This window comes from Brasilonema sennae CENA114 (assembly GCF_006968745.1).
In the GTDB taxonomy this organism is placed as follows: Bacteria; Cyanobacteriota; Cyanobacteriia; order Cyanobacteriales; family Nostocaceae; genus Brasilonema; species Brasilonema sennae.
In genome coordinates this window covers 4,574,576-4,588,397 of the sequence record NZ_CP030118.1, presented here as the reverse complement: position 1 = coordinate 4,588,397, position 13,822 = coordinate 4,574,576, and the positions used below count along the sequence as shown (strand labels likewise).

At 41.7% G+C, this 13,822-nt stretch carries 15 protein-coding genes, 1 tRNA gene and 1 pseudogene; 5 read left to right on the top strand and 12 right to left on the bottom strand.

Features of this window, described 5'->3' with window-relative positions; genetic code table 11:
- Positions 1-170: 170 nt before the first annotated feature.
- Positions 171-533: a helix-turn-helix domain-containing protein gene (locus tag DP114_RS19265; RefSeq protein ID WP_318284138.1), complete on the bottom strand. Its 363-nt coding sequence runs from the start codon at positions 531-533 to the stop codon at positions 171-173.
- A 487-nt stretch (positions 534-1,020) separates the two neighbouring features.
- Here DP114_RS19265 and DP114_RS19260 point away from each other — a divergent pair, with 487 nt between their 5' ends.
- Positions 1,021-1,341 (top strand): hypothetical protein, encoded by a 321-nt coding sequence (locus tag DP114_RS19260; protein WP_169264137.1) that lies wholly within the window; start codon positions 1,021-1,023, stop codon positions 1,339-1,341.
- Positions 1,342-1,463: 122 nt separating this feature from the next.
- Here DP114_RS19260 and trmFO read toward each other — a convergent pair whose 3' ends face one another.
- The 4 genes from trmFO to DP114_RS36365 all read right to left on the bottom strand — a co-directional run bounded on the left by trmFO (position 1,464) and on the right by DP114_RS36365 (position 3,807).
- The gene (trmFO, locus tag DP114_RS19255; RefSeq protein ID WP_171976885.1) at positions 1,464-2,783 is read right to left on the bottom strand and encodes an FADH(2)-oxidizing methylenetetrahydrofolate--tRNA-(uracil(54)-C(5))-methyltransferase TrmFO; all 1,320 of its coding nucleotides are present in this window, start codon (positions 2,781-2,783) and stop codon (positions 1,464-1,466) included.
- Between the two features lie 48 nt (positions 2,784-2,831).
- Positions 2,832-3,167, bottom strand: a complete 336-nt coding sequence (locus DP114_RS19250; RefSeq protein ID WP_169264135.1) for a XisI protein — start codon at positions 3,165-3,167, stop codon at positions 2,832-2,834.
- On the bottom strand, positions 3,155-3,547 hold the full coding sequence (locus DP114_RS19245; RefSeq protein ID WP_318284137.1) for an element excision factor XisH family protein: 393 nt from the start codon (positions 3,545-3,547) through the stop codon (positions 3,155-3,157). The genes DP114_RS19250 and DP114_RS19245 overlap by 13 nt, the downstream gene beginning before the upstream one ends.
- Positions 3,548-3,630: 83 nt before the next feature.
- Positions 3,631-3,807: a BrnA antitoxin family protein gene (locus tag DP114_RS36365; RefSeq protein WP_169264134.1), complete on the bottom strand. Its 177-nt coding sequence runs from the start codon at positions 3,805-3,807 to the stop codon at positions 3,631-3,633.
- Positions 3,808-4,078: 271 nt separating this feature from the next.
- Between DP114_RS36365 and DP114_RS19235 the strand changes: the two genes are divergently transcribed.
- Positions 4,079-5,596, top strand: a complete 1,518-nt coding sequence (locus DP114_RS19235; RefSeq protein ID WP_171976884.1) for a protein kinase domain-containing protein — start codon at positions 4,079-4,081, stop codon at positions 5,594-5,596.
- A 441-nt stretch (positions 5,597-6,037) separates the two neighbouring features.
- Entirely contained in the window at positions 6,038-7,213 is a 1,176-nt protein-coding gene (locus tag DP114_RS19230) for a hypothetical protein (RefSeq protein WP_171976883.1), read from the top strand.
- A gap of 22 nt (positions 7,214-7,235) precedes the next feature.
- Here the strand turns inward: DP114_RS19230 and DP114_RS19225 are convergent, their stop codons facing one another.
- From DP114_RS19225 to modD, 5 genes are all read right to left on the bottom strand, one after another.
- Positions 7,236-7,922, bottom strand: coding sequence for a glutathione S-transferase family protein (locus DP114_RS19225; protein WP_171976882.1), 687 nt, complete (start codon positions 7,920-7,922; stop codon positions 7,236-7,238).
- A 112-nt stretch (positions 7,923-8,034) separates the two neighbouring features.
- Complete coding sequence (locus DP114_RS19220) at positions 8,035-8,811, bottom strand: glutathione S-transferase family protein (protein WP_171976881.1); 777 nt, start codon at positions 8,809-8,811, stop codon at positions 8,035-8,037.
- 62 nt (positions 8,812-8,873) lie between these two features.
- Entirely contained in the window at positions 8,874-9,698 is an 825-nt protein-coding gene (gene panB, locus DP114_RS19215; protein ID WP_171976880.1) for a 3-methyl-2-oxobutanoate hydroxymethyltransferase, read from the bottom strand.
- Positions 9,699-9,871: 173 nt separating this feature from the next.
- The gene (locus DP114_RS19210) at positions 9,872-10,465 is read right to left on the bottom strand and encodes a TetR/AcrR family transcriptional regulator (protein WP_171976879.1); all 594 of its coding nucleotides are present in this window, start codon (positions 10,463-10,465) and stop codon (positions 9,872-9,874) included.
- A 193-nt stretch (positions 10,466-10,658) separates the two neighbouring features.
- Positions 10,659-11,516: a ModD protein gene (gene modD / locus DP114_RS19205; protein ID WP_169266549.1), complete on the bottom strand. Its 858-nt coding sequence runs from the start codon at positions 11,514-11,516 to the stop codon at positions 10,659-10,661.
- 167 nt (positions 11,517-11,683) lie between these two features.
- On the opposite strand from modD, the pseudogene DP114_RS19200 reads away from it, so the two are divergent.
- Both DP114_RS19200 and DP114_RS19195 read left to right on the top strand, forming a co-directional pair.
- Positions 11,684-11,782: pseudogene (locus tag DP114_RS19200) on the top strand (DUF2254 family protein); the annotation flags it as partial.
- A 65-nt stretch (positions 11,783-11,847) separates the two neighbouring features.
- Positions 11,848-12,249, top strand: a complete 402-nt coding sequence (locus DP114_RS19195) for a hypothetical protein (protein ID WP_171976878.1) — start codon at positions 11,848-11,850, stop codon at positions 12,247-12,249.
- A gap of 321 nt (positions 12,250-12,570) precedes the next feature.
- On the opposite strand, the gene DP114_RS19190 is transcribed toward DP114_RS19195, so the two are convergent.
- A tRNA-Gly gene (locus DP114_RS19190) sits at positions 12,571-12,642 on the bottom strand.
- 178 nt (positions 12,643-12,820) lie between these two features.
- A complete protein-coding gene (locus DP114_RS19185; RefSeq protein ID WP_169266551.1) occupies positions 12,821-13,375 on the bottom strand; it encodes a helix-turn-helix domain-containing protein in 555 nt (184 codons plus the stop codon).
- Between the last annotated feature and the right edge of the window lie 447 nt (positions 13,376-13,822).

The window sequence follows — 13,822 nt, the reverse complement described above, 5'->3', positions numbered from 1 at the left end:
AAAACAAGCTCGGATTACAGCGGTTTTCATATGAATAGACCACACATTGTAGGGTGGGCATTGCTCATAAAAGCCTATGTGATAGAGATTTGAGATATTGGTGAGCAATGCCCACCTTACAGAAAACCGCTGTAACTTGGAAAAACTCCCCTAAAGCCTCAGCTTGTTCTTTACTGATTTCTAGCTGACCATTGACTACTTCGGTAGTTACGTCCCTCGAACCAAAAATTTTCACTCTTCTCAGCTTTTTCCAGACTCCTAGCCTCTATCAAATGAAGGAGTCTTGAGTGTGGCGTTGAGGCATTAATCTCATAGTGCTTATCTTCAAAATCCTCAATCAGTCTTACCAATAGTTCCAACACAGCATCTTCTTCTGGAGTCAGCTTAGCACGAGAAAGCAGTTCTTCAACGATTGCGAGAAATTTCTCGTTTTCCTCTTCACTTTTGATAATTCGAGGTTGATGTTTAGATAGCAATTCGCTGTAAATTATTGGATTAAAAGTAAGGGTCATTTTTCCAGTTATCTTTGTCATATATAGCAATCCTAAATCATTTGTGAAAAATCCAACTCATCGATAAGCTTGATATAAGCAGTATCAACAGTGTGCATATAGCGATCCTATTTGATTTGTGAAAATTGAAAGCCACAGATCCCCGACAACTTTTACGAAGTCGGGGATCTTCGAGGATCAAGTTTGCTCACGTAAGCGCAAAGCGTGCCGCTGTTCCCTATGCACAGCGTACCCGCAAGGCTTATGATTTAGGTTGCTATAGATGCATAATGTGCAGCAAAATATAAGAAGAAATCGCTGCTCATTTTTCCCTGATGTTCTGGAAGTTGAGCTTTTTTCATGCTCTTGATATTAGATTTCCCAGGGTATGGTCGGAAATTTCATGACTGTTATTCCCGGACACGATGTCATCTCAGAGTGGACGATTTTTCTAATTTGTTCGCCAGATACTATCAATAAATGCTCGCCATGTCAGCATTAACTCAAATATATTGCCTAACGAGGTTGTATGAGCATAGGCAGAGCAATTCTCTTTATTGCCTTGGTTATTCCAGGTTTATTGATAGCGGGATCATCGCTTTACTCGTTTAACACTGAGTATACGGAGTTACAAAGAACTGAAAGATATGTGGACAAGTTAGCTAGGGATGGAAGAACCAATAATAGACAGTTGGATCTTGCCTATCATCGTAGTTTCGTTCATCGGATGAATGCATTCACAAATGGGACTTGGGGTTTTATTGGTATAACGATCGCAGCGATCGGTATACACGGAATAGCTACAACCAACGACGAAACAATTCAAGACCAGCGAAGGATATCAAAATAGTCCTGAGTTCTGAGTCTTGATGAAGGACAAGGGGACAAGACAATTCAAAATTCAAAATATGCCCAACGGGCACGCTGCGCGAACAGAATTCAGAATTAGAAGTCTCTCCCTGACTCAGCACTTTACTGCTGAACACTGTTTATCAATTCCTTCAAGTCAGCCAAAGCGCGATCGCGATAACGTCCGTAACGCTCTTGTTTATTTTTGATTTTCTGACCCAATTCTGGTAATATCCCAAAATTAGGAGGCATCGGTTGAAAATGCTTAGGCGAAGCGGAACTGATAAACTCAAACAGTGACCCCATCATCGTCGTCTTGGGTAGAGTCAAAGGTTCTTTCCCCAAAGCCAGCCGCGCTGCATTCGTTCCCGCCAACCAACCACCGGCTGCGGCTGCAGTATATCCTTCAGTTCCAATTATCTGTCCAGCAGCTAGTAACGTTGGACGGTTGATAAATTGCAAACTAGGCTGCATCAGCACAGGCGCGTTGAGAAAGGTGTTGCGGTGCATGACTCCCAACCGCACGAACTCAGCATTTTCCAAACCAGGAATCATTTGGAAAATACGCTTTTGCTCACCCCAACGCAGATTTGTTTGGAATCCTACCATATTCCAAAGTTGACCTGCTTTGTCTTCTTGCCGCAACTGTATCACAGCATAAGGGCGTTCTCCGGTACGACTATCCGATAACCCGACTGGCTTAAGAGGACCATAACGCATCGTGTCTTCCCCTCGGCGTGCGAGTTCCTCAATTGGTAAACAAGCTTCAAAAAATTTCGCCGTTTCCCGTTCAAAATCCTTCAATTCCACTTGTTCAGCAGTACGCAGTTCTTGCCAAAACTGCAAGTACTGCTCTTTATTCATCGGGCAGTTTAAATATGCAGCTTCACCCTTATCGTAACGAGAGGCGAGAAAAGCAATATCGTGGTTAATCGATTCTCCCACAATGATTGGGCTTGCGGCATCAAAAAAGCTGAGGTATTCCATCCCTGTGAAACGGCGTAAATCTTCTGCCAATTCCGGACTTGTTAAAGGACCAGTTGCCAAAACGACAATTCCTTCAGGGATAACACGTAATGCCTCTCGACGCAGTTCAATCAGAGGATGCTGAGCGAGAGTTTGCGTCAAATCCTGACTAAATTGTCCTCTATCGACTGCAAGCGCCCCACCAGCGGGAACTGCGTGTTCATCCGCTTTTGAGATGACAATAGAATTGAGTTGGCGTAGTTCTTCATGCAAAAGACCAGCGGCGCGATCGCTTGCCATTGCCCCAAAAGAATTGCTACACACCAATTCCGCTAAATGTTCCGTGTGATGTGCACCACCGAAGCGATTTGGGCGCATTTCCCACAGAACGACCGATATTCCAACAGAGGCTATTTGCCAAGCTGCTTCTGTCCCAGCTAGTCCACCTCCAATAACATGAATTGTTTGTTTTTCCATATTTCTTTCCATATTTATATTATTTTAAAATACTAAACTTTCATAATTTTATCCTACGGCAAAATCAGTATATTTACGCATAAACGGAGATTTGTATGCCAGAACAATGTTGTCTTTGGGAACGCCTAACTCCACTAACTCATTAGCGATTCCATCTTCCGTGCCATCGTATTGAATCCAAATTTGGTCGCTTTTGATATCAATGTGGATTAAGCATCCATAAACGCGACGACGATTTTCCCAGCCAACGCTAATCACCTGATAGTGATCTTGCTCAGTATCAAATGCAGTATAGCGCTCAATCTCGCCAAAGGAAGGCTTGATCTGACTATAGCGCGTCAAAATTTGCTTGATTGCTTGACGGTACTGGTTTAGTTTATCCACTGTGTGATGACCTCCAGTTCAGGATCGAATACCAAAACCTTGATCTGATATTCCTTTAGACTAAGCTGAGGGAGTTCTTCAGAAAAAAAATCTTCATAAATGTCCAGTGGGACTGCTAGATAGAGAATTCGTTGTGGCTGCTTCAGACGTAAAATAAGTCGGTAGTTCAAAAATTGTCCTAGCGCCATATGAAACTCGGAAACATTAGAAGGCGCGACAAAACTCTTGATTTCAACAGCAATTTGCTGGTTATCTTTCTGTGCAGCAATTAGTTTTTCTGCTCCAAGATCAACATGCAATTGGCGATCTCGCAGATCCAAAGTTAGGGGATCGTGGGTAATGACCCAATCATCCTTATGAAGTGCATTTTTGACCAGCATTATGGAATAGATCTCTAGCGGGCATCAGACAGGCTCTATTGCTTACAGTTCGGCACAGTTCAATATTTTTATTCGGTCGCTTCTTAGCTGCTTTTGTTGGTCATTACTCCGCGAACAGCCTCAGACTGGTGTTTGAGCATGTACTCCCGAAGGACAAAGTTGATCAGGGTCTGATAGCCTCGTGACTGTCGGTTCTTTAACCAGGCTACCACATCGGCATCAAGTCGCATATTTAGGGAAACTTTCAGTACCCGTGCCATCTAATTGTAAGCTATCGTACTTAAAGGCAGTAGTCTATTGCTTTCCCACACGAAGGAATGCAGTGTTATAAAAAGAGAAGAGAGCATCGCATCTTATGGATTCGACGCTAAGAGTATCCGTGCTTACTGCCGTGTCATTATATAGTTATACCATTCGTTTTGCCAAGCAGGTGAAAAACTCTCTGTTCACTTGCACAAACAAAGGAGTTGGGCGATTAGGTTGTATGTGCCAAAATTTAAGAGAATTCATTTTGTTCTTGGTTAAATAGTAATGCTTATCGGTCAAATTCTCCGCCAGCGCTACAAAATTGTCAGACTCTTAGGAAGCGGTGCCTTTGGAGTTACTTATTTAGCTGAAGATTTAGATTTACCCGATCATCCTCTGTGTGTTGTCAAAAACCTCAAGCAAATGCAAAATCAAGAAGATTTGCAACTTGCCAGAGTGTTATTTGACAGAGAAGCAAAGGTTTTATATAGCTTAGGCAATGAGTCCAGTCAAATTCCGCGACTTTTCGCCCACTTTGAAGAAAACGGCGAATTTTATTTAGTACAAAAATTTATAGATGGGCACGATTTAAGTGGGGAAATTTTTCCTGGTAAGAGGTTAAATGAAGCTGAAGTAACACAGCTATTACAGGAAGTTTTACAAATTCTTACATTTGTTCACAATAAGAATATCATTCACCGAGACATCAAACCACAAAATTTAATGCGGCGCAAGACAGACGGCAAGATAGTATTGATAGACTTTGGCGCTGTCAAGCAAATTAGCGCATTAGTAGTCAATGCTCAAGGGCAAACAAACGTCTCCGTTATTGTTGGTACTTATGGCTATATGCCCAGCGAGCAATTGAATGGGTATCCCAAGTTAAGCAGCGATGTTTATGCAGTGGGGATGCTGGGAATTTATGCTTTAACTGGGATCAGACCTCAAGAACTGCCAAAAAACTCTGAAACTTTGGAAGTCATTTGGCGAAATCGGGCTTCGGTTAGCCCTAGACTGGCAGATGTATTAGATAGAATGGTGCGCCATAACTTCAATAAACGTTATCAAACAGCATCCGAGGCGTTGCAAGCGCTAAGACCATCTTCATTACCCTCACCATCGCCACCACCGGTACCACCATTACCAACCCCAACACGACGAGAATTGAAACTTTACCAAAAAGTATTAATTGGTACTGGAGTTGGCGTGGGTGTGCTAATCGGAGTGGGATTGTTATTTATGAGTTTTTGGAGACAACCCACAATCGATCTAGAAAAACCCGTCGCTGATTCAGGACAACCCACACCCGATTCACAAAAAACCGTCGCTGATTCCAAACAACCCACACCTGACTCGCCACAAACCACATATGACGTGCAACTGGTTTGCCCAGAAACACCAATACTAGCTCAACCAAGTACGCCCGGTAGGAAAATTGGTTCAGCCACAGTTTATGGTTTCCCAAAGAATTCACCACTGACAGGCAAAGGAATCATAGTCTTTCCTGATCGCAAGTTGGGTGGATCTTCTCGATATGATGGAGAACTAAAAAATGGAGTATATAGTGGTTGTGGAAACTTGGTACGTGGAAATGGTGAGCGTTACGTAGGTCAGTTTGATAAGAATTCTTTTCAAGGCACAGGAAAATTTATCTACAAAAATGGTTGTCAATATATAGGAGAATTCAAAAACAACCAGTTTGATGGTCAAGGTACGTTGATATCTAAAGACGGCTTGCGTTATAGTGGAATTTGGCAGCGGGGAAAATTGCAAGGAAGTAATAATATTGTACGCTGCCAATAATTTTTAATCTTATATTACGTCAGGATACATTATCCGAACCAATGTTTAAATAATCAGACAAATAACTGAAAATTTTTCTATCAATTAGGAAAAGCATAATAATCAAGCTAAATGAATATTTGAAATTGATTTTAGCAAAAATATATCATAAAATCATAAACTTAAAATTGGACTTATTACGTTATATTTTTAGTATCATTTTACTTAAAAAAAACGAAACACAAGTACTTGAAGCTAAAAAACATGAGATTATGTAGAGTGTGTTAAGCGCTGCCGCAATGCTTATAAACGCATCATTCGGCGAGCTGCTACACTCCAAAACCGATTTTACAAGCTTTATTTGCTCATACCTTTGGGCTGTCTACCTTCTAGCTTCAAGTACCAGCCTGCGATCCGTCTATTTATGTCTTCGGTGTGTGTTGATATTTAGAGGAGTGATAAATGAATCAAAAATTACTTACAAAGCTGAGATTAGTTTTGTCTAAAACTTCTTTACTAGGTATTACGAGTTTAGCTATTTCTCTACAACCATCCTTAGCGCAACCTTCAGCTGTTAATCGATCGCCAACAACACCATTAACCTTACCACCTGCAAAAAATCCGATCAGCCAAACACCTCCAGAAAATCCCGTCAGCCCTACCCCAACACCTTCACAAAATCAGACACCTAGTCCTACACCTCCAGAAAATCCGCTCAGTCCAAGCCCAACACCTTTACAAAATCAGACACCTAGTCCAACACCTCCAGAAAACCCCCTCAGCCCAACACCTCCAGAAAATCCGCTCAGCCCAACCCCAACCCCAACGCCGACTTTAACACCAGCGCCAACGCCAACTCCAACCCTAACGCCAACTTTAAGACCAACCCCAGCGCCAACTTTAAGACCAACCCCAGCGCCAACTTCAATACCATCACCCGCGCCAACTTTAAGACCAACCCCAGCGCCAACTTCAATACCATCACCCGCGCCAACTTCAATACCATCACCCGCGCCAACTTCAATACCATCACCCGCGCCGACTTTAACACCAGCGCCCGCGCCGACTTTAACACCATCACCCGCGCCAACTTCAATACCATCACCCGCGCCGACTTTAACACCAGCGCCAGCGCCGACTTCAATACCAGCGCCAGCGCCAACTTCAATACCTTCACCCGCTCCGACGCCACCAATACGAAACGGAGCATCAGAACTGTTACCTGTTAGAGCAACTCGTAACTATATCGGAATCGGTCCAAATATTGGATTCAGTGGCGGCGATACTGCTCTAGCTGAAGGTGCCTTCACTATCTTTAGCAAAATTGGTATAACGAAAAACTTTTCTTTTCGCCCTGCTGCTGTATTCAGCGATAATGCTGTGTTTCTTCTGCCTGTAACATTTGACTTTCCAATTAAACCAGTCACAGACTTTGAAGAAGAACAAATAAATTTTATTCCTTACGTTGGGGCAGGAGCGGCAATTTCCACAAGTGGAGATAGCAGCGTCGGCTTTCTTCTGACTGGTGGTGTGGATGTGCCCTTATCACCTGAGTTTACCGCCACTGCTGGTCTAAACGTTGGTTTCCTTGATCAAACTGATGTTGGGCTAGTGCTTGGTGTTGGTTACAACTTTTAAGCACTTCACCGCGCACACTAAGCTAAGTCTTCTCCTCCTGCACCGGGTGCACCCGGTGCTTGTTGGTCAACTTACGGCTACGTAGCTTTACAAAAACTCGTTTAAATTTTTCAAAGTCTTCTGTACTCAGTTCCGTCTTTTGCCATGCTTCTCGCTGCATCAAGCGCTCAAACCAGTCATTTAGTTTGGGGTAATGACTAAAAGAAACGCCTAACTTAGGTAATAAAGACAAATCACATCCAGCGACAATATCTGCTAGAGTTAACTGTTCGCCACCAAAATAAGAACTATTTCCTAAACAATCTGTCAAAAATTTTAGGACTTTATCTATATGTTCCTTTGCTTGTAAACATTTTGGTGAATCCTCAGTTTCAGAAATTAAAGAAATCATTTTTGGCAGTAACTCATGTGTCGCCACCATTTGAACCATCCTTACTGTTGCTAACGCCTCAGCTTCTTTAGGCAAAAGTGCAGGTGTGGGGTACTTAGCTTCTAAATAGTCCAAAATTGCCAAAGATTCTATCACTCGTAAACCGTCATCAACTATCACTGGAACATGATGAAAAGGGTTAAGGTTCAAATACTCTGGTTGCAATTGGTCACCATTTAAGCTCAACAAAATTGGATCAAATAAAATTTCCTTTTCGAGTAAAGTTTGCCATACACGACGAGCCATAGGTGAGCGGGGGTTGTAGTAAAACTTGAGCATTGATAATTTCTCCTAAACTCATTAGCAAAAAAACCGTTCGGTCTGTAAATGAACAAAAAATTTTCTCTTTCTCTCAACAAAAGAGTCTTGAGATAGCTTTTCATTCCCATATTTAATAATTTCTATCGTGATAAAGACGCAGTGCAAAAGCTCCTGCTGGGGTTTCGCGGAATTTCTTAATCTCAGATACCATTTTGGATGGCAATTCCTCCAAGCTAGCAGAACTCATTGGATGTTCTGGTGGTCTAACAACGGGAGTAGCAAGCGCCGCAAAGGTGAGATCAGCAGCAGAAAAGCTGTTTCCAACTAAATAAGTACGTCCATCTGCCAATAATTCGCTCACTTGCTTAAAAATGCTCTTGATTTGTTCGTAATCTTGTGCATCAGACTCTTGAGTTATGTTTAGTTTCTGCCGAACAATTGAGCGGACAATAGGAAAAACGACTGGAAATAATACTCCTTCAACAAAAGGCACACCATTACACCATGTACGTTGCATCAACTTGGAGTTATTCATGGTGTGAAAATAAATCCAACGGCGTGTAGCAGGTCCAAGTTGCTCGTCAAATAAATCTTCTAGTTGTTCTACTTGTCGCCGTGAGTCAGGGTGAGTGGGGTATAACTTAGCGTTATCAGGGGCAACTTTGTCTAGGTAACGTAAGATCTCAGTTGAATCAGTGAAAGTACTAGCTTCAGTAATAAGAACAGGAGTTGATTTTCCACCAACTCGACCAGTTGCTAATAGATGAAATAGTGGTAGATGAGGCTCTTCAATGTAAGGAACTTTCAGTTTTGTAAGTGCCCATCTTACTTTTTCACAATAATGACTGACAGGAATTGTAATCAGACGAAAGGGTTTTTTATTACCAGTCAGGGAATTAGACAACATATTGTTGATGTTAAATTTGAGATTTTGGATGAGTTACTGGCTACTTTGGTTCTTTTATGTGTTCATAAACTTTGCTTTACCCATTGAATGAAATTTTGTAATTCTTCTTGCACCATGTGTTGAACATTTTCGTCTGATGGAAATATCTTTTGCTCAACTTCTTGTTTGTACTGTTCTATTGCTTGAAGAGTTAGAGTTTGGTAATCTTGATACTTTGTTGCTAGTTTAAGTTTACGAGGTGTGATTCCTAAAATGTCGTTAACAATGAGAACTTGTCCATCAGTAAACCGACCTGAACCAATGCCAATCGTGGGTATGCTGACTTTTTCTGTGATTATTTGACCTAGCTCTTCAGGAATAAGTTCAAGTAAGAGTACAGATATCCCAATTCTTTCTAGGGTTAGCGCACCTTCAATTAATTCTTTAGCTTGTTCAAAGCTTTTTCCTTGTACTTTCTTCTGTTGTTGAGTTTGTGGAAGTAAGCCAAGATGACCACATACATTTATATCATGCTTAATTAGATGCTTGACAATTTCTTCTCGAACACCTTCTAACTTAATGATATCGGCTCCATTTGCTAAAAGTTTTCTGGCATTCTCTAAAGCTTGTTTTGGAGTTTCATAAGAAGCATAAGGCAAATCAGCAAGAATATATGCTTGCGATGTTCCTCGTCGAACAGCTTTAAGATGATGGACAATGTCATCCATCGTGACTTCCTGTTCACTGTCATAACCTAAGATGTTAGTTCCTACACTGTCACCAACAAAAATGACATCTACTCCAGCTCTATCTTGCAGCAGCGCAGTAGGATAGTCATACGCTGTGAGTGCTACTATTTTCTGATGATTTTGCTTTTTGGCGAGCAAGTAAGCTGAGTCTTTTTTCATAGGAAACTCTTCTGGTTTAACGTTGATAGGTAAATAGCTCAGGTGTTCTCAGTATACATAGGCTATCTCCCATTCTCTACCTCCCACAAACTGTTAAACTATGATTTTTCATGATTTTTTCAGACTGAGCGGTCTTTTTTTAAGCAAAGGCAATTTAAGCAAGTGGACTTGCTTTAAATGCGCAATTGGCTATCGATGTAATTCGTCAAATGATTGATTGCTCGTTCAAGATGAATTGAGTCACCATAGAGCTTGCTCATCATTGCAGCCCCCTCAAGTGTGGAAATAATAATGGTGATAACTTGATCAGCGTCAACTGTTGAGCGAATTTCACCTTTTTCTATTCCTTTTTGGATAATTCGATAAAATAGCTGACGCCAAGAGTTCATCGCCTGTTGAGTGCGTTTGCGCAAAGCAGGATGAGCATCATCACTCTCAACAGCAGTATTCAGCAGCGGACACCCTCCCTTTATGATTGGGTTATTTATATTGCTGTGAAATACATCAAAGATAGCTTGCAGGCGCTCAACTGCATGACGTTTTGTTCCGACTGCGGCTAAATAATGTTGTCTGAGTTGGGCGATCGCAAAATCAAATGCCTGTAGTGCTAGCTCATCTTTACTTTTGAAGTGGTTGTAAATTCCTCCCTTCTGTAATCCTGTAACACGCATAATGTCTGAAATAGACGAGCCAGCATACCCCTGTTGATTAAACAGTTCGGCTGCTTGTTGGAGAATTTTCTCTTTCGTTTCTTCGCCTTTAGACATTTTTTTAGACCGATTGGTCTTTTTTACTATAACTGGAAATATCAGTAAATTGAAAAGTTTTTCTTAAAGGAGCGATCGCAAGGGAGCAAGAGACGTCAAAAACGAAGCGTAGTTAAAAAGTAAAGGATTAGGGGGTTGGATGAAACGGATTGGTGGTAGGATGTCCTGGTAAATCGATTCCGGTTGCTCATCTTTAAGGATTTGGAAGCAACCTCATTTTGACTGCAATATCGCACGGTTTACCGAAGTACGGTGAACTTGTGACTAAAATATCTACACCAGTGCTAGCATAATCCTTTATATTTTCAGAGGTAATACCACCAGCCACTGCTAGTTTTAAGTTCGGATACTGCTGCTTCAACTTCAAAACCAGAGGCTCAAGATCTGAGATCGCAATTTTATCAAACTGAATTAAATCTACACCTGCTTGAGCAACCATCCAGGCATCTGCTGGTGTATCTACTTCAACGCAAATATGTTGTTCTTGAAACTGTCGTCGCAGTTCATTCATACGCTCAGTTAGCCCAACTATACCTCCCAGGAATATCAGGTGTTGGTTAAAGATTAAAACTGTTTCAGATAATCCTAAGCGATGAAAAAAGCCCCCACCAGCTAGAACTGCTTTGATGGAAAGCGCTCTAGTACCTGGAAAACACTTGCGAGTAGTCACAATAGAAACAGACTGATTTACTGTTTTAGCAGTATCTACCAATACTCTGGTACGCGAAGCAATGCCAGAAGCATATTCCATCAAATTCAAAGCAACTCTCCAGCCACTATGCAAAGCGCTCGCAGTGCCACTAGCTTGAAGAATTAATTGCTTTTCCTGGCAGACTGTACCACTTTCCACTTGATAATGAACTTTAGCACCACAATATTCTAATACTCTGGCAGCTTCTTCAGTAGCGCTAATGGTCATCGGATGACGGGTAGAAAACTCGATTTCACCAAGCTGCTTGCCAATGCCAAGTCCGTAAGTTGTCAAATCTAGGTAAGGAACATCTTCCTGAATTAACCTAGCGATCGCCTCATCTGAGAAGAAAACACTCATTTTAGTTTTGCGACGAGCGCGTAAATATATAAACTCTACTAAGATTTACATTCAACTTAATATCTTTTCATAAGACAAATTGTAGAAATCACTACTATTGTGCGCGATCGCCATTGCTACTTTCATCTGTTGCTGGTTCGATGGTTACTGTAGCCCTTTGTGTTGGAATCAATGACCCTTTTACCGCCATCAGGTGGATTGACCGACTCAGCGCCGGACTTTCGCGCCTAGCCCAAACAAATTTTCCCTCACCCTACCGCTACGATAAAGAGGTTTTATATTTGGATTAACAGATGTAGCGTTATTTATAGAATGAGTTAGAGAATTAAAGATGATTATTGAGCCAGAATTTGACAAAGAAACTTTTTTTGAAGCAGGCAATCAAGAAGATTTTTCTAAATTATTACGTGCTTGTGCTTACGCTCTTGAAAAAAAGATGTCACTTTATAACGCCATAGAAGAAACAAAAGTGAAATTTCAAATTATCATGTGTTCTATCGTAAAAAATGAAGCAGTCAACGATGAAGGAAAAATTGAGGAAACCGAAGCGGAATTTTGTGAGAATTACCAGTTACAAGATTTCATAGAAGATATTCCGTACGGTGTTCGGCTGGCGTTTCTTGGGGCTGAATGCACAGCAAATTTAATTCGCTGCGTAAGTATTTCTGAGAATGAAGAAAGTCGAATTTTGTATGAGCATATAAAAAAGAGTTTAGAAGAAGAGAACGTTTGAGCTATCTGCTAAAAGCAGCAGCGCTAGCCCCGCTCTGAAAGTGCCGTGCCGTAGGCATAGGGGGCGGCGCATTCAAAGGACGCAATCGTCCGTACACGCCCAAGGGTTTCTGGAGGAAACCCCTTCCCCATATATTCGATGAAAGCTTACGAAGTCCAGGAAGTATAGCGATTTGTCAACAGCCCTTCGGGCGGGGAAAAGGTTAAAGGGGAATAAGGGGCAGGGGGAAGGGGAACCCCATAAAGGCTATTTTGGATGTGTGAAAGGGGTGAGCGAACGGGTAAAGCCTTTGATAAGTAAACCTTTTGAAGATTTTTTGAAAGCGGGTGATGGGACTCGAACCCACGACATTCAGCATGGGAAGCTGACGTTCTACCACTGAACTACACCCGCAAGTCAAGGTTAGTGCCCTTGTATAGTGCTAATCTTACCAGATATTTCGACCAATGACGGTTAAGGTAGAAGACGATCGGGGGAGATTTTTACTGGCATTCCTACACGCAGTGCTCTGCAATTGTAAATGCCCAAAGCTCCACTTCCCGACTTTTTTCAGCCAGGATTATTTACAACACTAATTTTCAATCAAACTTAATTGCGACAAAAAATTAGGTGATGCGTGCAATGGTAAATCATTAATCCTAATGCTGCAATTTTGTTGGCTTGAAGTTTCTTTCTTTGTTGTGTTGTTTTTTGGTCGAGTGGAAAGTCCCATTTCCTTGAGCAAGCGATTAATGTGGCAAGCGCTAACTTTAATTCCCAATTCTTTTGTCAGATGCTTGCTTAACCATTGCGCTGTCCAGTGTTGAAATGGATAGCCATACTCACGCGGACTATGGCTTGCCAGTTCTTTCAAGCGAGCGAGATATTCCTCATTCACAGTTTTGGGGCGTCCCATCGGGCGATCGCTCCAGTTATGAGCTAACCCGGCTTGTGCCATAGCAATCCAGTAGCGTGCAGTCTCTTGAGAACACCCCAGAGTTTCACAGATTTGTGTCTGAGATTCACCCGCATCTGCTAATAGCATGATTTCAACACGACGGCGATATTCTGGACGTAAGTCGGTTACTAGACTCTTAAGCAGAAACTTGCGCTGAAAAGGTGTTAGGTAAAGACTTTGGTTTTCCACAGCGATTCCTCTTTGTAAAACTTGGGGGTGTTGGAAGTTCGTTTGGGTGTTCCTTGCGAACCTCTGCCTACTTCTCGGAATCAAAAGTCTAGTATTTCCGCAACTCGTTACAAAAGTTCACACTAATTGGTGAACGGTCAGAAGTGCTGCTTTTGAGGCGTTGGTGTTGTGACAGGGCATCAAGCACCATCTGCAACCAGATATATAGCCTCATTTTTAAACTGCATTAGTCAGAGTAGTTCAATACATCACTACACTTGAATTTTAAAGGCTCAAGTAACATTATTTGGGGAGATAAAAGATTGGAAACATGAAAACATAACTCATGGATTTATGCATAAATAAGAAGTTTAAACCCCTTGCGATACTAGATTTTATTTCAGAATATAGAAGTGTGATTAGCGAAGAGAAAGTTAATTACAACTTACCAATTAATGGCAATCGATA